Raw genomic sequence first — 19,471 nt, 5'->3', positions numbered from 1 at the left:
CATGATCGTCAAGCAGCTGTGCCTCGCGCTTTCCGCCACCTTTGCCGCCTCGCTCATCGTCGCCTCGCCCGTGATGGCGCAGGAGAGCACCGTGCATATCGGCTTTTCGGGGCCGCTCAGCGGCGGCGCCGCCAAATACGGGCAGAACGTGCTCGAAGGCATGCAGATGGCGGTGGCCGAAATCAATCAGGCCGGGCTCGTCGTGGGCGGCAAGAAAGTGAAGGTCGACGTGGTCGCGCTCGACGACCAGTACAACCCGAGCGAAACGGCCATCAACGCGCGCCGTCTTTCGCAGGAATACAGCGCGCCGGTCGTGCTGGTGCCGCACTCGGGCGGTTGTTACGCCGTTCAGACGATCAACGCGCAGCAGAATCTCCTGTTGCTCGCCTACACGAGCGTGCCGCAGCTCGCCGCGCGCGGCAATCCGCTGACGATCCGCATCCCGCCAGAATTCACTTCGTACACGCCTGCTTTCGTGAAGTACGAGATGAGCAAGTACGGCAAGGAAGTGGCCATCGCGAGCACCGACACCGATTACGGCAAGGCATGGACGGCGGCATTCAAGCCCGCGTGGGAAGCCGCGGGCGGCAAGGTCGTCGCCGACAATCCGCTCTCGTACAACCGCGCCACCGACTTCTACAGCGGCGTGAGCCGCGTGCTGGCCGCGAAGCCCAAGGTCATCTTCGTGGGCGGCCCGTCCGAACCTACGGGCCTGATCATTCGCCAGGCGCGCGAACTCGGCTTCAAGGGCGGCTTCGCGGTGATGGACCAGGCCAAGCTCGACGAAGTCGCAAAGATCGCGGGCGGCTACGGCGCGCTCGAAGGCTCGATTGGCGTGATGCCGATCGGCGACGATCCCTCGCCCGACGCCAAGTCCTTTGTCGCGCGCTTCACGAAGACGCATGCGGGCCGTCTGCCGACGCAGGAAGCGTCGCTGAACTACACCGCCGTGTGGGCGACCGCGCAGGCGATGAAGATCGCGGGCACGACGACCGACGCCGCCGCGATCCGCAAGGCCTACGATCAGGCGCTGAAATCGCTCTCGCCGCAGAACAATCCGCATGGCCTCACCGGCGTCGATGCGCGCGGCGGCATCACGATGGGCCGCGCCGTGGTGGCCGTGGTCGAGAACGGCAACATCAAGGCGCTGCCCGACTCGGTCGCTTCGGCGAAGTGATCGCATTGAACGGCATCGCCTTGAACTGAATCGACCGGCATGAAGCAACGGCGCCGTCGCGCAAGCGCGGCGCCGGTTTTTTTCTCGCGAGGATTCCATGACGCACACCAGAACGCCCGAGGTATTCGTCGAAGGACTGTGTTTTGCCGAAGCGCCGCGCTGGCACGCGGGCAAGCTGTGGTTTTCCGATTTCTTTCGCCACGAAGTGCTGTGCGCCGACGCGAGCGGCCGGCTCGAATCGGTGGCACATGTGCCGCATTCGCCAAGCGGACTCGGCTGGCTGCCGGATGGCACGATGCTGGCCGTATCGATGCACGATTGCACCGTACTGGCGATAGAAAACGGCAACGAAAACGGCGCGACGCGCGTCTACGCCAATCTCTCGAAGTACGTGCCGGGCCCGTGCAACGACATGCTCGTCGATCCGGCCGGGCGCGCCTATGTGGGCAATTTCGGCTTCAATCTCTATGCAGACGAACCGGAGCGCGCCACCGATCTGCTCTGCGTGCTACCCGACGGCAGCGTGCGCGTGGCCGCGCGCGAATTGCGCTTTCCGAACGGCATGGCGCTCACGCCCGATGGCCGCACGCTGATCGTCGCGGAAACGTTCGGGCAGCGCATCAGCGCATTCGATGTCGATGTGGAAGGCAACGGTGCGCTGTCACGCCGCCGCGTGTTCGCGGACCTTGCCGGCAGCTATCCCGATGGTCTCTGCCTCGATGCCGAAGGCGCGGTGTGGGTGGCGGACGCACGCGGCAATCGCGTGCTGCGCGTGAAAGAAGGCGCGGGCATCGTCGACAGCATTGCGATGGGCGACGAGCAATGCTACGCGTGCACGCTCGGCGGCGAGGACGGCCACACGCTGTTTCTGTGCGCCGCGCCCGGCATCGGCGCCGAGAACGGCGCGCGACGCGCGGGCCGCATCCTCGCCGTGCGCGTGGACGTGCCGCACGCCGGCGTGCCCTGAGCGCGGCTTACGCAAACCCTCGAACGCTCAATGCGCGGACGTCCCGAACGTATCGCGCAACTCGCGCTTGAGCACCTTGCCGATCGCGCTACGCGGCAGCGCCTCGACCACCACCACTTCGGCAAGCCGCTGCATCTTGCCAAGGCGCTCGTTGGCCCAGGCGGCGATGGCGTCCGATGTCGCGCCATCGCCACTGCCTTCACGCAGCGTAACGAAAGCGACAGGCGTTTCGCCCCAACGCTGCGAACTCACGCCGACCACCGCCGCTTCCATCACCGCCGGATGGCCGAGCAGCACCTGCTCCAGATCGCTCGGATAGATATTGAAGCCGCCCGAAATAATCATGTCCTTCTTGCGGTCCATGAGCACGAGAAAACCGTCCTCGTCGAAGCGGCCGATATCGCCGGTGCGAATGAAACGCTGCCCGTCGCGGTCGTGCCATTCGGCTTCAGCGGTCTTCTCCGGCTGGCGATAGTAGCCCGTCATCATGGTCGGCGAGCGCCCAACGATTTCGCCGATGCTGCCCGGCGGCAACTCCTCGCCCGCCGCGTCGATCAAACGCATTTCGTGCCCAGGCATGGGCTTGCCGACCGTATGCAGCTTGGCGGGAAACTCGTCCGCACACAGCTCGCACGACGCGCCGCCTTCCGTCATGCCGTAAAACTCGGTGAGACTGCCGGGCCAGCGCCGCACCACGTCGGCTTTGAGCGCGGCATTGAACGGTGCACTCGTGCAGGACTTTGAAATAAAACTCGAGAGATCGTAGCGATCGAATTCCGGTTCCGCGAGCAGGCGCTGATATTGAACCGGCACCAGCATCGTGTGCGTCGCGCGATGCTGCTGCGCGAGTTCGAGGTAACGCTTCGTCTCGAACTTCGGCATCAGCACGACGGTGCCGCCCAGCGCGAAGGTCGGGAAGAAACTCACGAGCGTGGTATTCGAATAGAGCGGCGTGGAAATCAGCGTAACGGCTTCGGGACCATAACCGCGCGAGACGCTGCGCAGCGCATAAGCGAAGCGCATGGCGTGCGACTGTACGATGCCCTTCGGCATGCCCGTCGTGCCCGACGAATAGATGATGTTGAATGCCCACTGCGGCTCGATGCGCACGTCGCGCGGTGCCTGGCCACGCGGGGCGAGCCATGCGTCGAGGCTCGTGAACGCCGCGTTCCCGGTCTGTGCGTCGAGCCTCACGCGGCACACGGCCGGCGCTTTCGCCGCGCCGTCCAGCGCGCGCTGCACCGGCTCATCGAGAAATAGCACGCGCGCGCCCGCATTGTCGATCATGCCCGCGAGGCTGTCCGGATGCGAAGCCGGCGACAGCGGCGCGACCGCCGCGCCCGCGCGCAACGCGCCGAGAAACACTGCCGCGTACCACGGCGACGCGTTCGCGCAGATCGCCACCACGTCTTCGGGCTTCACGCCGTCGCGCTGCAAGGCGCTCGCGCACTGATCGATCATCGCGTCGAATTCGGCGTAGCTGTAAACCGTGTCGTCGCAAACGAGCGCCGCGTGATCGCCCTGCTCGCGCGCCCATCTGCGGATCTGCTCGCCGATGCTTTCGAACGGCGGCTGGTCGAGCGCTGCTGTGGAAGTCATGTCGTGGTGCTCCGCTGATCAGAGATAGCTCGCGAGTTCCATCTTGGCGATGGCGTTGCGATGCACTTCGTCCGGGCCGTCCGCGAGGCGGATCGTGCGGGCGCTCGCGTAGGCGCGCGCGAGACCGAAATCGTCGCTCACACCCGCGCCGCCATGCGCCTGAATCGCCCAGTCGATCACCTGGCAGGCCATCGCGGGCGCGGCCACCTTGATCATCGCGATCTCCTTGCGCGCCGCCTTGTTGCCCACGGTGTCCATTTTCCATGCCGCGTGCAGCACGAGGAAACGCGCCTGATCGATGAGAATACGCGCATTCGCAATGCGCTCGCGCGTGACGCCCTGATCCGCAATCGCGCGGCCAAATGCCGTGCGTTTCGCGGTGCGTTTGCACATGGCTTCGAGCGCGCGTTCGGCGCGGCCAATCAATCGCATGCAGTGGTGAATGCGACCCGGCCCGAGCCGCCCTTGCGCGATTTCAAAACCGCGACCCTCTCCGAGCAGCACATTCGTGACCGGCACGCGCACGTTTTCGAACAGCACTTCGGCGTGACCGTGCGGAGCATCGTCGTAGCCGAACACGGGCAGATGACGCAGCACCGTGACGCCGGGCGTATCGAGCGGCACCAGCACCATCGACTGGCGCTGATGACGATTCTCGCCGTGCGGATCGGTTTTACCCATGAAAATAAGGATCTTGCAGCGCGGATCATTTGCGCCCGAGGTCCACCATTTGCGCGCGTTGATCACGTAATGGTCGCCGTCGCGTTCGATGCGCGCTTCGATATTGGTCGCATCCGACGAGGCCACGGCGGGCTCGGTCATCGCAAAACCCGAGCGGATCGTGCCGTCGAGCAGCGGGTCGAGCCACGCGCGCTTTTGCGGCTCACTGCCGTAGCGCAGCAGCGTTTCCATATTGCCCGTGTCGGGCGCGGAGCAATTGAACGGTTCCGCGCCGATGGCCGAGCGCCCCATGATTTCGCACAGCGGCGCGTATTCCAGATTCGTGAGGCCGCCCTCGGATTCGTGCGCAGGCAGAAACAGATTCCACAGTCCCGCACCGCGCGCCTTGTCCTTGAGTTTTTCCATCACGGGCGCGGGCTGCCACGGATTGCCCGCACGGCGCGCCGCGTCCATTTCGGCCGCGAACTGTTCCTCCGCCGGATACACATGCTGATCCATGAAGGCCGTGAGCCGCGCCTGGAGATCCTTCACCTTGCTCGAATGTTCGAAGTTCATAAGCTGATTTCCGCTGGATTGACCGGTTGAATGTCGCGCGAGGCTCGCGCCGCGCTAGCGCATGGCATCGACTTCGCGCGCGAGCGCCCACGCCTGCTCCGCGAGCGGACGCGTGCGCTTGCCCGTTTCGAGTGCGAGCGCGCTCGACGCATTACCTTGCAGCGCGCGCGCCATCACGCCCTGCAGAATGCCCACGAGCCGGAACATGTTGAAGACGAGGTAATAGCCCCAATCGACTTCGGAAACGTCGTCGCGCGAGACGCGCGCGGCACGCTGCAAATAGCGCTGCAAATAGGCTTTTTCCCCAGGAATGCCGAGCGCGTCGAGATCGAGTCCGATCAGGCCACGCCGCGCGCCCGCCTCCATATGCCAGATCATGCAGTGATACGCGAAGTCGACGAGCGGATGGCCGAGCGTGGACAATTCCCAGTCGAGCACGGCGAGGATACGCGGCTCGCGCGCATCGAAAATCACGTTGTCGAGCCGGTAATCGCCATGCACGATGCGGCGTTCGTCGCCCGCCGGAAGATGCTTCGGCAACCAGTCGATGAGGTGATCGGCGGCCTCGATGCGCTCCGTCTCCGAGGCCCGATATTGTTTGGTCCAGCGCGCGACCTGACGCTCGATGTAATTGCCCGCGCGGCCGTAATCGCCGAGACCGATCGCGTCGGGATCGACCGAATGCAACGCGGCGATCACGCGATTCATTTCGTCGTAGATCGCGCCGCGCGCTTGCGGCGTCATGCCCGGCAGCGCCGCGTCCCAGAAGATGCGGCCCTCCACGTACTCCATCAGATAGAAGGGCGAGCCGATCACCGCCGCGTCCTCGCACAGCGCGTACGCCTTCGCGACCGGCACGTCGGTCTGTGCGAGCGCGCGAATCACGCGGTATTCGCGATCGACGGCGTGCGCGGACGGCAGCAGCACGCCGGGTGGCTTGCGCCGCAGCACATAGCGCGCGCCGCCCGCATCGAGCAGAAACGTGGGATTCGATTGCCCGCCCTTGAACTGTTCGACGTGAACGCCGCCGGCAAAATCATGCAGATGCTCGCGCATCCATGTGGCGAGACGGGCGACGTCGAAGACATGCGCGTCCGCGACGGGGCGCGTGCCGCTGAAGCTCGACTGGAGATCGATACTCATGGGTTCGGGCAGCCTCCATCCGCGGCGCTTTGGGACGCAGATCCGCCCGATTGACGCCGCATGAAAATTCTGCAAAGCAGGTGTGAATTCTGCATTGCAGAAATGCTAGCCTGTGCGGCAGCGCTGTGTAAAGATCTATGAAGCGCGATTGGCTCGGGAAAAACCCCAGTGCGAAGCGCGCTGGAGATTCAATCGGCATGGGTTGACAGCGGAACGGCTCGGCTTCGCGCGAGCGCCTTTCAAAAAGATTATCGTCGCCAATTTGATCAGGATATCGAACTATTCAACCGCGATTCAGACGAAAAAGAACGCAAGCCGCTCGTCGCGCTTGCGTTTCTCTACAGCCGGCTTGAGTGCTTATCGTCCGGCCACGGCCGCTTCGATTTGTCCGATCATCTGCACCAGCCTCGGCTTCACCTCATTGAGCAGAAATTCGGACGTGAGCGAAAACGACGGACCGCCCACGTTGATCGCCATCACCGGCAAGCCGCCGCCCGGTTCGAACGCACGCGCAATGCCGTTCACATCCTTCTGCCAGTCGCCGAACGAACACGTCACGCCCAGCGTCTCGTGATCGCGCACGCCCTGCTCGATGCCGCGCCGCACGTGCGGCCACGCCACGTCGTCGAGCTCGCGGATCTGCTCCATGACGTCGTCGCGTTCGCGCGGCGCCACGGCCGCGAGCCACGCGCGCCCGATGGCCGAGGTGGCCAGCGGAATGCGCGAACCCACGTCGAGCGTGAGCGCCAGCGCCGCCGTGCTGCGGCAGCTTTCGATGTAGAGCATCGAGAGCCGGTCGCGCACGCCGAGCGATACCGTGCCGCCCGAGAACTCCGAGAGTTCCTGCATCATCGGCCGCGCAATCTTGCGCACATCCAGACGCGCGAGCATCGAACTGCCGAGCGCCAGACACGCCGTGCCGAGCCGATAACGCCCGGTGTCTTCGAGGTGGATCAGATAGCCGATCTTCGTGAGCGTCATGGTCAGACGCGAGACGGTCGAGCGCGGCAGCTTGCAGCGTTGTGCGATTTCCTGATTGGTCAGCGAAGTGTCGCCGCCGCGAAAGCAGGCGAGGACGTCGAGCCCGCGGGCCAGCGCGGTCACGAAATGACGATCTTCCTTGTGGGCGCTTTTGCGAGCCGGCTTCGGCGCGGTATCGGACATTGCGATAAGAATGAAGTGGGCGCGCGTGCCGCGAGCACGGGCACGGTTTTGGGTTCGCGGAATTATATGCTGTATCGCAGGATCGACGGCGGGCGTCAATGGGTGGGGAACCCTGGCGTACGGCGGCGGCCTGGGCGGCCGGGCGGGAATGCGATGCGGGAAGGTGACAAGCCAATGCGCGGGGTGGTGATGCGGGCGCGCGAGCCGGATCGCGCCGCCGGAAAAACCCGGCGCGCGGCCGCGTGAACCATCCGGCCGCGCCATAAAATTACTTAGTCATCCTGCTTACCTTGCCGGCTTGAGCACCACACGAAAGCGCGCGTTGCCGCTCATCATGCGCTCGTACGCTTCGGCGGCGCGTTCCAGCGGATACTCCTCGATCATCGGCTTGACGCCGGACATCGCGCTGAATGCGAGCGTTTCCTGCGAATCCGCAGCCGTGCCCGAAGGCCAGCCCTGCACCGAATGGCGTCCCATGATGAACTGCGTGATCGGCACCTCGACGGGCTCCTCGGACACGCCCACCATGATCAGCTTCCCGTTCAGCCCGAGACCGCCGATGGCCGCGCTCATCGCCTTGCCGCTCGTGACCGTCGCGAGCATCACGCGTGCGCCGCCGAGCGCGAGCAAGGCTTCGGCGACGTTTTGCGCCTGGCTGTCGATGTAGTGATGCGCGCCGAGTTCTTTCGCGAGCGGCGCCTTGTCCTGGCCGCGCGCGATGGCCACGGTGACGAAACCCATCTTGCGCGCGAACTGCACGCCCAGATGACCGAGGCCGCCGATGCCGAGTATCGCCACCACGTCGCCCGCGCGCGCGCCGCTGTTGCGCAGCGCGTTGAAGGTGGTGATGCCGGCGCAAAGCAGCGGCGCGGCGTCGACGTCGGAGAGGTCGTCGGGCATGCGCGCGAGCGCTTCCTGCGGCGCGACCATGTACTGCGCGTAGCCGCCGTCGTAGCTGATGCCGGGCACCTGGGCCGTCTGGCACAGCACGAAGTCGCCGTGGCGGCAGCGCTCGCAATGGCCGCAATGGCCGCCGTGCCAGCCCACGCCCACGCGCTGCCCGGGTTGCCAGCCCTCGACGCCCGCGCCAAGTTGCTCGATCACGCCCGCGATTTCGTGGCCCGGCACGCGCGGATACGCAAGCCCCGGCCACAGGCCGTCCTTCGTCATCGAATCGCTATGGCAGATACCACACGCCTGCACCTTGATCAGCACGTGGCCCGCGGACGGCGCCGGAACCTCGCGCTCGACGAGTTCGAGCGGACCGCCCGCTTTCGTCACCTGCACTGCCTGCATCGTTCGCATACGTTGCTCCTCGATCGGGAAGGAATGGCCGCGATGTGCCGGTTGGCAAATGATCGAGGATACGCGGATCGAGGGTGACAGGCCGCGTGGATGGCCGTCATGGCAGCGTTTTTGGCGGTTTGACGGCGTCGCGCGTCGGCTTGCTGGACAGATTCAAGCCATATTTAGCAAATATCTCCACGTGGAGAGTGGAATAGGGTTCGATCGCGACCACTTCGCCAAGGGCTGCGGGAGCGCCGTCAATTAATCAGGAATCCGATTAATTTATTCACACGATCATCTGCGCGTCGCTCGCCGCCCGAGTCGGCGCCCATGCCTTGCATGCGCAGCGTGCCGTTAGAGACGGCGGCGCGTCGATACCGGGTTGCCGCCCACCACCGTCGACAACACGAAGCGCCCTACGCCGCAAACTCCGGCTGCGCCTCTCCGGCTGACTCGTTCGCCGCTTCGCTCGTCCATTGACGCGCACGCGCACTCATCGCGCCATCGGAGCGCAGGCGGAACGTCGCCACCGCGTCGGCCATCAAGTTGGCCTGCTGCTCCAGCGAACCGGCCGCCGCAGCCGCCTCTTCCACGAGCGCCGCGTTCTGCTGCGTGACCTGATCCATCTGCGTCACGGCCTGCTCGACCTGCTCGATGCCCGCGCTCTGCTCGACGGTCGCCGACGCGATCTCCTTCATCAGCCCCGACACGCGCTCGATCGACGCCACCACTTCCGCCATCGTCGCGCCCGCCTCGGTCACGCGCGCACGGCCGCCGCGCACGTCCTCGACCGATTCGTCGATCAGCGACTTGATTTCGCGCGCCGCGGCCGCGCTGCGTTGCGCGAGGTTGCGCACTTCGCCCGCGACCACCGCAAAGCCGCGTCCCTGCTCGCCCGCGCGCGCGGCTTCCACGGACGCGTTGAGCGCGAGAATATTGGTCTGGAACGCGATGCCGTCGATGATGCCGGTGATGTCGGCGATCTTGCCCGAGCTGCGCGTGATCGCCTCCATGGTCTCCATCGCTTCTTCGACGACGCGTCCGCCGCGCTGCGCGACCTCGGCCGAGCGCGCCGCCAGCGAACTCGCCTCGCTCGCGTGTTCGGCGTTCTGGCGCACCGTCGCGGTCAGTTGCTCGGTGCTCGCGGCCGTCTGTTCGAGCGACGCCGACTGCTGCTCGGTCCGGCTCGACAGATCGAGATTGCCCGCCGCGATTTCGCGCGCGCCCGTGTTGATCGCATCGCAGCACGCGCGCACGTTGCTCACCGTGAGCGTGAGGCCTTCCTGCATGCGACGCATCGCATCGAGCAACTGGCCGATCTCATTGCGCCCGCCCGTGGCGATCGGCACCGCGAGGTTGTTGGCCGCGATCTGGTTGAGCGCTTCGACGGCGACCGCCAGCGGCGCGGTCACGAGCCTGCGCAGCGCGAGATGCGTGACGACGACGAGCGCGAGCGCGCCCGTGAGGCCCACCGCCACCATCGCCATGACCCAGTCGTGCTCGCGCTCGCCTCGCGCGAGCGTGGCGCGCACGGCGGCGTCCTTGTCGGCGTGGAAGGCCGCGATGCTCGCGGCGAGTTGCGTGCCCGTCTGGGCCATCTCGCCCGTCGCGAGCGTGGCGTAGGCCGCGGTGTCGCCGGTTTGCAGCGCGTCGGCGGCACGCGTGAGCACGGTGTTCATGGCGGCCTGCGCGTCGAGCACGGCTGCACGGCGCGCCGATTGCGCGCTTGCGGCGGTGTCCGATGCGGCGCTCGAAGCCGTGTTCGAAGCGGTATTCGTCGATGAATCCGATGCGCTGCCCGACGAAGCCTCGGCCGCGGGCGCATTGGCGCGCAGCGTCTCCGCATCGTGCGCGGCCTGGGTGACGAGATCGCGGGCGGCAGCAAGCGCGGTGTCGCGCGCCGACGTATCGTTTTGCTCCTTCAGCGCCGCATAGGCGCGCGCGAGCGTCGCCTGCGCGCGCGCCGAGTGGCCGCCGATCGCATCGGCGAGCGCACCCGCCCCCGCCGCGAGGTTCACGCGGTTCGCGGCATCGTCCGCGCGGCCGATCATGCCGACGCCGACCACCGCCCCGATCACCAGCATCGCCGCGAACGTGCAGAGCACCGCGAGCAAGCCGGCGCGTATCGTCAGATTGCGCATGACGCCTCCTTCAATGCGACGCCGCGGCATTGCCGCCGAGACGGTTCAACAGCACGTTGCTCTGTTCGAGCAGCGTGGCGCGATAGTCGCCGGGCAACACGGCGTTGTCGGCCACGTCCAGCGCCTCGCCGATCAGCATGCGAAACGCCTCGACGGTGCGTTCGACCTGTTGCGTGGACAGTTGCGGCAACACGGCTTCCGCGAACTTGCTCATCACGACCACGCTCGCGCCGAAGCGCGAAATGGCCTTGCCATGCGAACTGACGAGCGCCGTCATCGAGCGCAGCAGCATCTCATCGTTGGTGGTCACGGTCTTTCTCCAATCAAAAGGTGCGCCTCAACGAGGCATTGGGCGGCATCCTGCACGCGCGCGCCAGCAGGCATGATCAGCGTCGATCACGCGGGCAACGCACGCGGCATGCGCGCGGCCGGTGCGGGACGCGCGAGCAGAAAACCCTGCGCGCGCTCGCAGCCGATCTCGCGCAGAAAGCGCAACTGGTTCGGCGTTTCCACGCCCTCGGCGACGACCGACACGCCGAGCGACTTCGCCATCGCCACGATCGCGCGCACGATGGAGCCGTTGCCCTCGTCGCGCATGAGCGGCCGGTTTTCGCCGACCTCCGCGAGAAACGAGCGGTCGACCTTGAGCGTGTCGACGGGCAGCGACTGCAAATAGCGAAACGATGAATAACCGGTGCCGAAATCGTCGATCGCGAGACTGATGCCGCGCGCCGCGAGTTCGTGCAGCAGCGCTTCGGTGCCGCCGTGGCTCGACGTCATCGCCATGCTCTCGACGAGTTCGAGTTGCAGACGGTTAACCGGCAAGCCGGTCTCGCCGAGTATGTTGGCGAGCTGCGCGAGAAAGCCGTCGTGCAGGCACTGGCGCGCGGACAGATTCACGCAGATGCGCCCGAATTCGAAGCCTTCGTCAAGCCACGCGCGCGCCTGGCGGCACGCTTCGCGCAGGACCCACGCGCCGATCGGCACGATCAACGCCGACTCCTCGGCAATCGGAATGAACTGGTCGGGCGGCACGAGGCCGCGCTGTGGATGTTGCCAGCGGATCAGCGCTTCGACGTTCGAGAGGCGGCCGCTGCGCACGTCGAATTCGGGCTGGTAATGCAGCAGGAATTCGTTGCCGTCGATCGCGCGATGCAATTCCGTTTCGAGCTGGATGCGCTCCATCGCGCTCGACGTCATCGGCGCGGCGAAGAACTGGAAATTGTTCTTGCCCGCGCTTTTCGCTTCGTACATCGCGCGGTCGGCCTGCATCAAGAGGCGTCCGGAATCCTGCGCATCGTCGGGAAACATGCTGATGCCGATGCTCGGCGTGACGAAGAGCGTCTGCTCGCCGGTGCGGATCGGCGCGCCCACGCTGAGGAGCAGCGCTTCGGCGATGCGGCCCACGTGGCGGATGTCGTCGATATCCTCGATCAGCAGCGTGAATTCGTCGCCGCCCAGTCGCGCCACCGTGTCGGTTTCGCGCACCGATTCGCGCAGACGCCGCGCGATCACGGAGAGCGCTTCGTCGCCCACGCCGTGACCCATCGTGTCGTTGATGAGCTTGAAGCGGTCGAGGTCGAGAAACATCACCGCGACGCGTTTGCTCGAACGGCGCGCGCGCGCGAGCGCCAGCGCGATGCGCTCGGTGAACAGCGTGCGATTGGGCAGACCGGTGAGCGCGTCGTGCGTCGCGAGATAACTGAGGCGCGCCTCATTTTCGCGCCGCTGCGTGATGTCGGCGAAAATCGCGGCGTAGTGCGTGCACAGGCCTTGCGTGTCGCGAATGCTGGAGATCGTCAGGTATTCGAGGTAGGGCGTGCCGTCTTTACGGCGATTCCAGATTTCGCCCTTCCAGTGACCCTTGGTTTCGATGCTTTCCCACAGTCCCGCGTAGAACGCCGGACCCTGGCGGCCCGAGCTGAGCAGGCGCGCGTTGCGGCCGAGCGCGTCGGCTTCGGTGTAGCCGGTCAGGCGCGTGAACGCCGGATTGATGCGCTCGATCGTGCCTTGCAGGTCGGTGATCATCACGCCGTCGAGCGTGGATTCCACCACCTGATCGGCGAGACGCAGATTCGCGCGCGAGGCGAGCAGCGCGTCGTCGCGTTCGCGCAGCGCCGCCTGCAGTTCGCGCACGTATTCGTGCTCCATGTCGCGCAGGATGTCGGCGAGGCCGAGCAGGCCGCACAACTGGCCCGCGTCGTCGAGCACGCCCACGTGGCGCATGCGGTTGTCGAGCAGATACTGGCGCGCGGAATAGAGGCTGCGCGTGTGCGGCAGCGAGCGCAGCGGCCAGCTCGCGAAGGTGCCCGCCGTGGCGCCGTCTTCGCGCGCGCCTTCGCCGATCGCGCGCACCACGTCGCGCTCGGTGAGGATGCCGAGGCTGCCGTCGGCGGCGCACACGACGATCGCGCTCAAGCGCTCTTCGCGCATGCGCGCGAGCGCTTGTGCGAACGGCGCGGCAGCGTCGATGCAATGCGGCTTCGACGGCTTCGCGCAGCCGAGCGTACGCAGTTGCAGAAAACACTCGGGGCCCTGACTCATGACCAGATCGGTCTGTGTGACGAGACCCAGCGCGTGGCCGTTGTCGTCGATCACGAGTCCGTGGCGGATGCCCTCGCGCACGAAGCACGCCGCCGCCTCGCGCGCGGGCGTGCTCGCGGGCAGCGCGCGCACCGGCTGGCTCATGACAGTGCGGATCGGGCGATTGGCCGGTTCGTCGGCGGGATCGTCGGGAGGCTCGGGCAGCGGTTCGTCGATCAGTGCGTTGACGAGACGCGCGTCGGCCGAATGCGTGCGGTGCGCGGCGCTCGCGAGCGCGTCGTGCTCGGTCCAGATGCCGACCGGCTCGCCGTGATTCATCACGACGATCGCGCTGCAACGGTGCTCGGCCATGCGGCGCGCGGCTTCGCGGATAGGCACGTCGGGCCCGCAGGCGAGCAGCGGCCCGGAAAGAAGACGTCCTATTTCGACGTCCAGCGTGTGGTGTTGCATGTCGCGCCCCGTACCGCGTTTGTTGTCTTTTTGAGATATGGCGAACGTAGCAGGCGGGCGCGGAGATTGAGTTGACTTAAATCAAGGTCGCGGAGGTAATCCGGGATTAGGACGGTCGTGCTGGAGGGTGGGAGCGGCTTGCCGATGGGATGAAGAAGCCCGTCGCCGCGTGGTGCTGCGGGACGGGTTGGGATACGCCCGGTGTCGATGAGGCCGGGCGCTCGGGCTTGGATGCGTCTTGCGTGCTTAGTGTTTCTTCGGGCCGTTGCTGCTGCCGGTGTTGCTGCTGCCGCCCAATGAGCCTCCCAATGAGCCGCCCGGCGCGCCGCCTGTCAGACCGCCGAGCAGATTGGCCAGCGGAGCGAGCGTTGAGGTGGCGGATGAGCCGCCGGACCCGGTGCCGCCAGTGCTCGTGCCGCCGGCTCCGCTGCTGCTGTTGCCGCCCGCGCCCTTGAGCGCGCCGGTCAGCGTGCCGACGAGGTTCGTCAACGGCGCTGTCGGGTTCGACGTGCCGGACGTGCCCCCCGATGACGTCGAGCCGTGCGAACTGCCGCCGCCGGTGTTGCCTCCCGTGTTGCCGCTCGATCCGCTATTGGGTCCGCTATTCGATCCGCTATTCGATCCGCCGTGCGTGTTGCCGCTCGACGAAACGACGCTGGTCGTCGTCGCACCGCCCGTGAGCGCGCCAAGCAGGTTCGTCACCGGAGACAACAGGCCGCCGCTGCCCGTCTGAGCACCCGATGCACCGCCCGAGCCGCCATGCGAACCACTCGATGCGCCGTTGTTCACGCCGTTCCCATTGCCGCTGCCGCTGTTGTTGCCGATTGTGATCGGCACCACCGGCACGCTGACCGCGCCAACGTTCACGACGAGATCGACGAGCGGACTGAGCAAGCCGCCTGTGGATTGCGTGCCGCCAGCGTTGCCCGAGCCGATGCTCGTGCCACCGTGACCGGCGTTGCCGGAGCCGGAGCCGCCGGAGATGCCGTGGCCGCCGGTGCCGGTTGAACCGCCGGTGCCGCCGGTGCCACCCGTGCCGCCACCCCAACCGCCGTGACCGCCATCACCGGTGCCTCCGTTACCGCCGGTGCCTCCTGAACCGCCAGAACCGCCGGAGCCACCACTTCCGCCGGAACCACCGTTGCCTCCGGAACCACCGTTGCCTCCGGAACCACCGTTGCCTCCGGAACCACCGTTGCCGCCATGGCCGCCGTCGCCGGAACCACCGCCCCAGCCGCCGTGGCCGCCATCGCCGGCGCCTCCGTTACCGCCAATGCCTCCTGAACCGCCAGAACCGCCGGAGCCACCACTTCCGCCGGAACCACCGTTGCCTCCGGAACCACCGTTGCCGCCATGGCCGCCGTCGCTGGAACCACCGCCCCAGCCGCCGTGGCTACCATCGCCAGTGCTACCACCGTGGCCGCCATCACCGTTGCCGCCAGTCCCTCCCGTTCCACCTGAGCCTCCTGAACCGCCTGAACCGCCTGAACCACCATGGCCGCCGTCACCAGAACCACCGCCCCAGCCACCGTGACCACCTTCGCCGCTGCCTCCGCTGCCTCCGCTGCCTCCGCTGCCTCCGTTACCGCCAGTGCCACCGGAGCCGCCAGTGCCTCCTGATCCGCCCGTTCCCCCGGCACCGCCGCTACCGCCATGACCACCATCACTGGAACCACCGCTCCAGCCGCCGTGACCACCCTCGCCCGAACCACCGTCCCCTCCCGTGCCACCCCAGCTGCCCGACCCACTCCCACTTCCCCCGTCCCCCGAACCTCCATAACCGCCCGAGCCGCCGCCATACCCGCCACCGGTCCCGGTCCAGCCGCCGCTCATACCGTCGCCACCGGCCCATGCATAGCCGGGGCCGAACTGCCAGACGCCATTCCATCCGCTGCCTTGCATGGAAGCAGGCGGCGACGATGTCGTCCCATCGCCGGCATAAGCCGACGGCGCCAGCGACCACCATAGGAGTGCGCTCGCCGATGCAACAAGCGTGTGTTTGAAGGGAGCCATGATTAGTCCTTTCGCGATGAACTCGCGTCCTGATTGGTCAAAGGTGTAATCAGTGCCCCCGGAAAACCGCTGATCGGTTTTTCAAATACGGTCGATGCGTACTATTTCTGCTGTCCCGATTGCGCGTGGATACGCGTCGCCTGGAAGAATGGTGGAGCGTCGGCGTGGTAACGCTGCGCTCGAATATGGCGGAATCGGCGCTCGAAATCTGCAAATTCCACGCCAACGTTTTTGCGCGATTTACACGCGCGATTCGTTAGCAAAGGAAACAACACCATCGACGCGATGCAAGCGCGCGCCCCTTAGCCGGCGGCGTATCGTGCATCACATGAAAAAAGGCGTGACGGTCAGGCATCGCGCCGCGTTACGTCGTGGGCGTAACGTGTCACCGCCACATCGAACGTAACCTTGCGAATACCCAGCCGGCACGCCAGCAGGATCAACCCAGCATCGCGCAGTCCAAACAATCGCAGCATGCACTTAAACGCCGTGCAAACTGTCTACTTGTCATTCATCAACGCGCGAAACGAATATCGAGCGAACGCAAATACGTTTGCAGTCCAGCATCCTGAAGCGGAATCACATAGGCGGGCGAATCCGATTCATTGAAGTGAGCATGCCAATAACCAGGCGGCGTGATGAACGCCATGCCCGGCGTCCAGTCCACGCGCACGGGATCGACAATCCGGCCTTGCTCGTCGATCTCGGTCCCCACGAGCGTATATACGCCGGGCTCGCACGCCGGAATGAAGTCGAGCGCGATGGATTGATGACGATGCGGCTTTTGCACGCTGTGCGGCGCGATCATGCCGAACATCGCCCACAGCGAATGCGTGACGGTGCGCGTCTGCGGAAAATGGCGATTGCCGAGCAGCACGCTCACGCGATTGCGCTGCGCGGCGCCCGGCGCGCTGGCCACTTTCGCGAGCTCGGCCTGAGCCCGCGCAGCCGGATACAGCGTCGGCGTAAAACGCGCAACGTCGATCTTCGCGCCGAGATAAGCGAGCAGCGGGGCGTCGTTCACGTAATAAAGGCGCGCCGTCGACTGCGCCGACAATACGGCCTGTCCGCCGCCCGGCAGCGCAAAGAAGTCACCTTTGCCGAATGAAAATGCCGTGCCGTTTTGCGCAATCGTCCCTGCGCCATCGAGTACGTAGAACACCTGTGAAGTCGCGTTCGGATCGACCGTGAGCGTGTCGCCCGCAACGATGCGCAGAAAACTCGCCATCAAGCCCGGACCGGTGGCCGGATAATCGCAGCCCAATTCCGCGGACACATCGAGTGGCACGATGCGCGTCGGACCATCGTCGTAAAGCGAGGCGGCAAACGAACGATAAGGCACGCGCGAAATCAGCTTCGCGCCAATCGGATTCGCCGATGAGGTGTATTCGAAAAATTGCGCGTCGCGCGTGATCGTATCGTCGTCGAATGCAAGCGATGAAAGTGCGGTTTTGTCCAGCATGATAAGGCTCCTGAAAATGTCCATCGCTCGGCGAGCGAATCGTGCAGCGTGAATGGACTTTAGAAGCCGCAGCCGTGTGCGGGAACGGCGCGCATGGGAAATGAGCTTTGCAGAAAAGGGATAACCGGAAGTCGATCACTGCGGAAAGCGCGTGAAACCCGGCACCAGCGCGTTTTCTCTTACACTGCACAACAAAGCCATCAACACGTCCGCACGCATATGGATTATTTCGGCGCAATCCGCGCATTCCTTTCGGCTGCCGAATTGGGCAGTTTCAGCAAAGCGGCGGCCCGCATCGAGGTCAAGACGTCGACCGTGTCGCGCTATATCACCGAGCTCGAACGCGATCTCGGCATTGCGCTATTCAATCGTTCGACGCGCGGTCTCGTGCTTACCGAAGGCGGCCGCGTGTTTCGCGAGCATGCGATCGGTGTGATCCGCAATCTCGACGAAGCGCGTGAAATCGCTTCGTCGCTGAATCGCTCGCCGCGCGGTTTGTTGCGCGTGACCATGCCGCGCTCGTTCGGACGCCGTCATGTCGTGGGCCATCTGCCGGAATTCATGGACCGGTATCCGAAGATCGACGTCGATATCGTGATGACCGATACCGTCGTCAATATCATCGACTCGGGCATCGATCTCGCGATTCGCATTGGCGCGCTGCCGGATTCGCAATTGATGGCGCGGCAATTGACGGCGCATCGGCGCATTGTCTGCGCGAGCCCCGCTTATCTCGCGCAATGCGGCGCGCCCGCTACGCCCGCCGACCTGGCCGCGCACGCCGCGCTGCGTTTTTCACTCGCGGCGGACGATCGCTGGCTGCTCGTGCAGCACGCCAATGCGGCGAACGGTCAGCGCGAGGCATCGGTGACGGTTGCATTGAACGGCAGGCTGCGCGTGGACGACACCGAAGCCCTGCTCGATCTCGCCATGGCAGGACGCGGCATTGCCTTGCTGCCGACGTGGGCCGTCGGCGACGCATTGCGGGAAGGCAAACTGATCCGGCTACTGCCGGAATGGGAAGCGCAGCCGACGAAGCATGCGCCGGCGGTCTGGGCGGTGTATCCGCGCAAACGGACGGTGTCGTCGAAAGTGCGCGCCTTTATCGACTTCTATTCCGCGATTTTCAAACGCGAAGGCTATTGGGACGCGAAGGAGCACGCAAAAGAGCACGCAAAAACCGCCGACGCCAATGCGCCGCAAAGAATCAGCGTTTGATCCCTTTGCGTTTGCGCGACTCGATTTTTTTGCACAGGTCGGTCAATAGCCAGCGAGCGATTTGCTCGGGCCGATTTGCGCCGTGCGGGGCGAATTTGATTTCATTGGCGAAATACACGATGACCGAGCCGGTCATCACGCGCCACTTACCGGTGTAGTCGACACCGTCCACATTCACGCTCATGGCGTGAGTGATTTCATAATCTGCAGAAGCCAAGGGTGAAGCGAAAAATGTCTAAAGTATGACAATATCGCTTCAATGAAGCATCAGTCAACGAAATATGCGTTTTGTTTCATATTTCAACCCGAAACGATGATGCAGGCTGCAATGCGAATGCCATTCAGCCACTCAAGCATTACGACACGCGGCGCAAATGCGTGGATTCACGCGGCGGAACGGAACTCGTTAAAGCGGTACCCGGAAGCGGCGTAATTCGCCGCATCGAGCGCTCGCCCACGGCGCTGCTCCACGCATTGACCCAGCGCCGCGCCATCGTGCGTTCCATGCCGTCCTGCGCATGGGTGAGCCGCTGCATCGCCCGCGTCAGGCGGCGCATGGCGTAGTGCTTGCAACGTGTGTCCTTCTCGTCACGCGGGTTCATACCGTTTCTCCCGTTCACCGGGTTTCAGTGTAGAACGATCCGCGCATTAAGGCATGAACGCAAATGCCGCACTAGCAGGGAGATCGGCAGGGAGGCTATCGAGCGCACGATTGCCGTCGCGGCGAGCCTCGGTCTCGCCGTTGAATGACGTTTCGCTATAGGCAATGACCTTGAAGCCGCTGCCCGCCGACCTGGGGACCGTAATGCCCCAATGCCAGCCCCCTTCCTGCTCGAAAACATGTAGCTTCGGCGACGCTTCCAGCATCGACATCTGTGACGTGATCATGGCACGCCCTCCTTTCGAAAACTTCCGAATCCATAGGCGGTCAAGCTCAGTGTAGGCAGCATTTTGCTGCACCGCAATAAGCATTAACCTTGAGTGTCGCCAATGTAAAAGGGACAGTTTTCGAATTCGCGTGCCGCGGCGTTCATGCACATAAAAAGTGCAACGCTGCGGCGCAACCGGAA

The 19,471-nt window shown here is 65.1% G+C and carries 17 protein-coding genes; 3 read left to right on the top strand and 14 right to left on the bottom strand.

The window, feature by feature from the left end:
• The first annotated feature begins 1 nt into the window (after nt 1).
• Both G5S35_RS34920 and G5S35_RS34915 read left to right on the top strand, forming a co-directional pair.
• The gene (locus G5S35_RS34920; RefSeq protein ID WP_074983129.1) at nt 2–1,177 is read left to right on the top strand and encodes an ABC transporter substrate-binding protein; all 1,176 of its coding nucleotides are present in this window, start codon (nt 2–4) and stop codon (nt 1,175–1,177) included.
• Nucleotides 1,178–1,274: 97 nt separating this feature from the next.
• Nucleotides 1,275–2,144, top strand: coding sequence for an SMP-30/gluconolactonase/LRE family protein (locus G5S35_RS34915; RefSeq protein WP_183040133.1), 870 nt, complete (start codon nt 1,275–1,277; stop codon nt 2,142–2,144).
• Nucleotides 2,145–2,171: 27 nt separating this feature from the next.
• On the opposite strand, the gene G5S35_RS34910 is transcribed toward G5S35_RS34915, so the two are convergent.
• From G5S35_RS34910 to G5S35_RS34860, 11 genes are all read right to left on the bottom strand, one after another.
• Nucleotides 2,172–3,743 (bottom strand): class I adenylate-forming enzyme family protein, encoded by a 1,572-nt coding sequence (locus G5S35_RS34910; protein WP_183040132.1) that lies wholly within the window; start codon nt 3,741–3,743, stop codon nt 2,172–2,174.
• An 18-nt stretch (nt 3,744–3,761) separates the two neighbouring features.
• Complete coding sequence (locus G5S35_RS34905; RefSeq protein ID WP_074983135.1) at nt 3,762–4,979, bottom strand: acyl-CoA dehydrogenase family protein; 1,218 nt, start codon at nt 4,977–4,979, stop codon at nt 3,762–3,764.
• A 54-nt stretch (nt 4,980–5,033) separates the two neighbouring features.
• Nucleotides 5,034–6,122, bottom strand: coding sequence for a phosphotransferase (locus G5S35_RS34900; RefSeq protein WP_183040131.1), 1,089 nt, complete (start codon nt 6,120–6,122; stop codon nt 5,034–5,036).
• Between the two features lie 357 nt (nt 6,123–6,479).
• A complete protein-coding gene (locus G5S35_RS34895; protein ID WP_074983138.1) occupies nt 6,480–7,286 on the bottom strand; it encodes an IclR family transcriptional regulator in 807 nt (268 codons plus the stop codon).
• Between the two features lie 285 nt (nt 7,287–7,571).
• On the bottom strand, nt 7,572–8,591 hold the full coding sequence (locus G5S35_RS34890; protein WP_183040130.1) for an alcohol dehydrogenase: 1,020 nt from the start codon (nt 8,589–8,591) through the stop codon (nt 7,572–7,574).
• A 398-nt stretch (nt 8,592–8,989) separates the two neighbouring features.
• Nucleotides 8,990–10,714, bottom strand: a complete 1,725-nt coding sequence (locus G5S35_RS34885; protein WP_183040129.1) for a methyl-accepting chemotaxis protein — start codon at nt 10,712–10,714, stop codon at nt 8,990–8,992.
• Nucleotides 10,715–10,724: 10 nt separating this feature from the next.
• Nucleotides 10,725–11,024: a hypothetical protein gene (locus tag G5S35_RS34880; RefSeq protein WP_083400879.1), complete on the bottom strand. Its 300-nt coding sequence runs from the start codon at nt 11,022–11,024 to the stop codon at nt 10,725–10,727.
• Between the two features lie 86 nt (nt 11,025–11,110).
• On the bottom strand, nt 11,111–13,708 hold the full coding sequence (locus G5S35_RS34875; protein WP_183040128.1) for an EAL domain-containing protein: 2,598 nt from the start codon (nt 13,706–13,708) through the stop codon (nt 11,111–11,113).
• Nucleotides 13,709–13,954: 246 nt separating this feature from the next.
• Nucleotides 13,955–14,602: a hypothetical protein gene (locus G5S35_RS34870; protein ID WP_183040127.1), complete on the bottom strand. Its 648-nt coding sequence runs from the start codon at nt 14,600–14,602 to the stop codon at nt 13,955–13,957.
• Entirely contained in the window at nt 14,572–15,375 is an 804-nt protein-coding gene (locus G5S35_RS40130) for a hypothetical protein (RefSeq protein WP_183040126.1), read from the bottom strand. The genes G5S35_RS34870 and G5S35_RS40130 overlap by 31 nt, the downstream gene beginning before the upstream one ends.
• Nucleotides 15,376–16,235: 860 nt before the next feature.
• Nucleotides 16,236–17,183 (bottom strand): cupin domain-containing protein, encoded by a 948-nt coding sequence (locus G5S35_RS34860; RefSeq protein ID WP_074983151.1) that lies wholly within the window; start codon nt 17,181–17,183, stop codon nt 16,236–16,238.
• A gap of 219 nt (nt 17,184–17,402) precedes the next feature.
• On the opposite strand from G5S35_RS34860, the gene G5S35_RS34855 reads away from it, so the two are divergent.
• Complete coding sequence (locus tag G5S35_RS34855; protein ID WP_183040125.1) at nt 17,403–18,401, top strand: LysR family transcriptional regulator; 999 nt, start codon at nt 17,403–17,405, stop codon at nt 18,399–18,401.
• Here G5S35_RS34855 and G5S35_RS34850 read toward each other — a convergent pair.
• From G5S35_RS34850 to G5S35_RS34840, 3 genes are all read right to left on the bottom strand, one after another.
• On the bottom strand, nt 18,391–18,585 hold the full coding sequence (locus G5S35_RS34850) for a hypothetical protein (RefSeq protein WP_065064021.1): 195 nt from the start codon (nt 18,583–18,585) through the stop codon (nt 18,391–18,393). The genes G5S35_RS34855 and G5S35_RS34850 overlap by 11 nt on opposite strands.
• Nucleotides 18,586–18,757: 172 nt before the next feature.
• Nucleotides 18,758–19,003 carry a hypothetical protein gene (locus G5S35_RS34845; protein WP_074983153.1) on the bottom strand — a complete coding sequence of 82 codons (246 nt, stop codon included), beginning with the start codon at nt 19,001–19,003 and terminating at the stop codon, nt 18,758–18,760.
• A 46-nt stretch (nt 19,004–19,049) separates the two neighbouring features.
• Entirely contained in the window at nt 19,050–19,289 is a 240-nt protein-coding gene (locus G5S35_RS34840) for a hypothetical protein (protein WP_373681594.1), read from the bottom strand.
• Nucleotides 19,290–19,471 lie beyond the last annotated feature (182 nt).

The organism is Paraburkholderia tropica (genome assembly GCF_014171495.1).
In the GTDB taxonomy this organism is placed as follows: Bacteria; Pseudomonadota; Gammaproteobacteria; order Burkholderiales; family Burkholderiaceae; genus Paraburkholderia; species Paraburkholderia tropica.
The sequence above is the reverse complement of the archived record's forward strand: the minus strand, read 5'-3'. Positions and strand labels throughout refer to the sequence as shown.

Bases quoted from the DNA above. Each gene is read 5' to 3' on its own strand.
- G5S35_RS34910 (WP_183040132.1), bottom strand. From the start codon at position 3,743: ATGACTTCCACAGCAGCGCTCGACCAGCCGCCGTTCGAAAGCATCGGC.
- G5S35_RS34890 (WP_183040130.1), bottom strand. From the start codon at position 8,591: ATGCGAACGATGCAGGCAGTGCAGGTGACGAAAGCGGGCGGTCCGCTC.
- G5S35_RS34900 (WP_183040131.1), bottom strand. From the start codon at position 6,122: ATGAGTATCGATCTCCAGTCGAGCTTCAGCGGCACGCGCCCCGTCGCG.
- G5S35_RS34920 (WP_074983129.1), top strand. From the start codon at position 2: ATGATCGTCAAGCAGCTGTGCCTCGCGCTTTCCGCCACCTTTGCCGCC.
- G5S35_RS34875 (WP_183040128.1), bottom strand. From the start codon at position 13,708: ATGCAACACCACACGCTGGACGTCGAAATAGGACGTCTTCTTTCCGGG.
- G5S35_RS34905 (WP_074983135.1), bottom strand. From the start codon at position 4,979: ATGAACTTCGAACATTCGAGCAAGGTGAAGGATCTCCAGGCGCGGCTC.
- G5S35_RS34845 (WP_074983153.1), bottom strand. From the start codon at position 19,003: ATGAACCCGCGTGACGAGAAGGACACACGTTGCAAGCACTACGCCATG.
- G5S35_RS34860 (WP_074983151.1), bottom strand. From the start codon at position 17,183: ATGCTGGACAAAACCGCACTTTCATCGCTTGCATTCGACGACGATACG.
- G5S35_RS34885 (WP_183040129.1), bottom strand. From the start codon at position 10,714: ATGCGCAATCTGACGATACGCGCCGGCTTGCTCGCGGTGCTCTGCACG.
- G5S35_RS34895 (WP_074983138.1), bottom strand. From the start codon at position 7,286: ATGTCCGATACCGCGCCGAAGCCGGCTCGCAAAAGCGCCCACAAGGAA.
- G5S35_RS34855 (WP_183040125.1), top strand. From the start codon at position 17,403: ATGGATTATTTCGGCGCAATCCGCGCATTCCTTTCGGCTGCCGAATTG.
- G5S35_RS34840 (WP_373681594.1), bottom strand. From the start codon at position 19,289: ATGATCACGTCACAGATGTCGATGCTGGAAGCGTCGCCGAAGCTACAT.
- G5S35_RS34850 (WP_065064021.1), bottom strand. From the start codon at position 18,585: ATGAGCGTGAATGTGGACGGTGTCGACTACACCGGTAAGTGGCGCGTG.
- G5S35_RS34915 (WP_183040133.1), top strand. From the start codon at position 1,275: ATGACGCACACCAGAACGCCCGAGGTATTCGTCGAAGGACTGTGTTTT.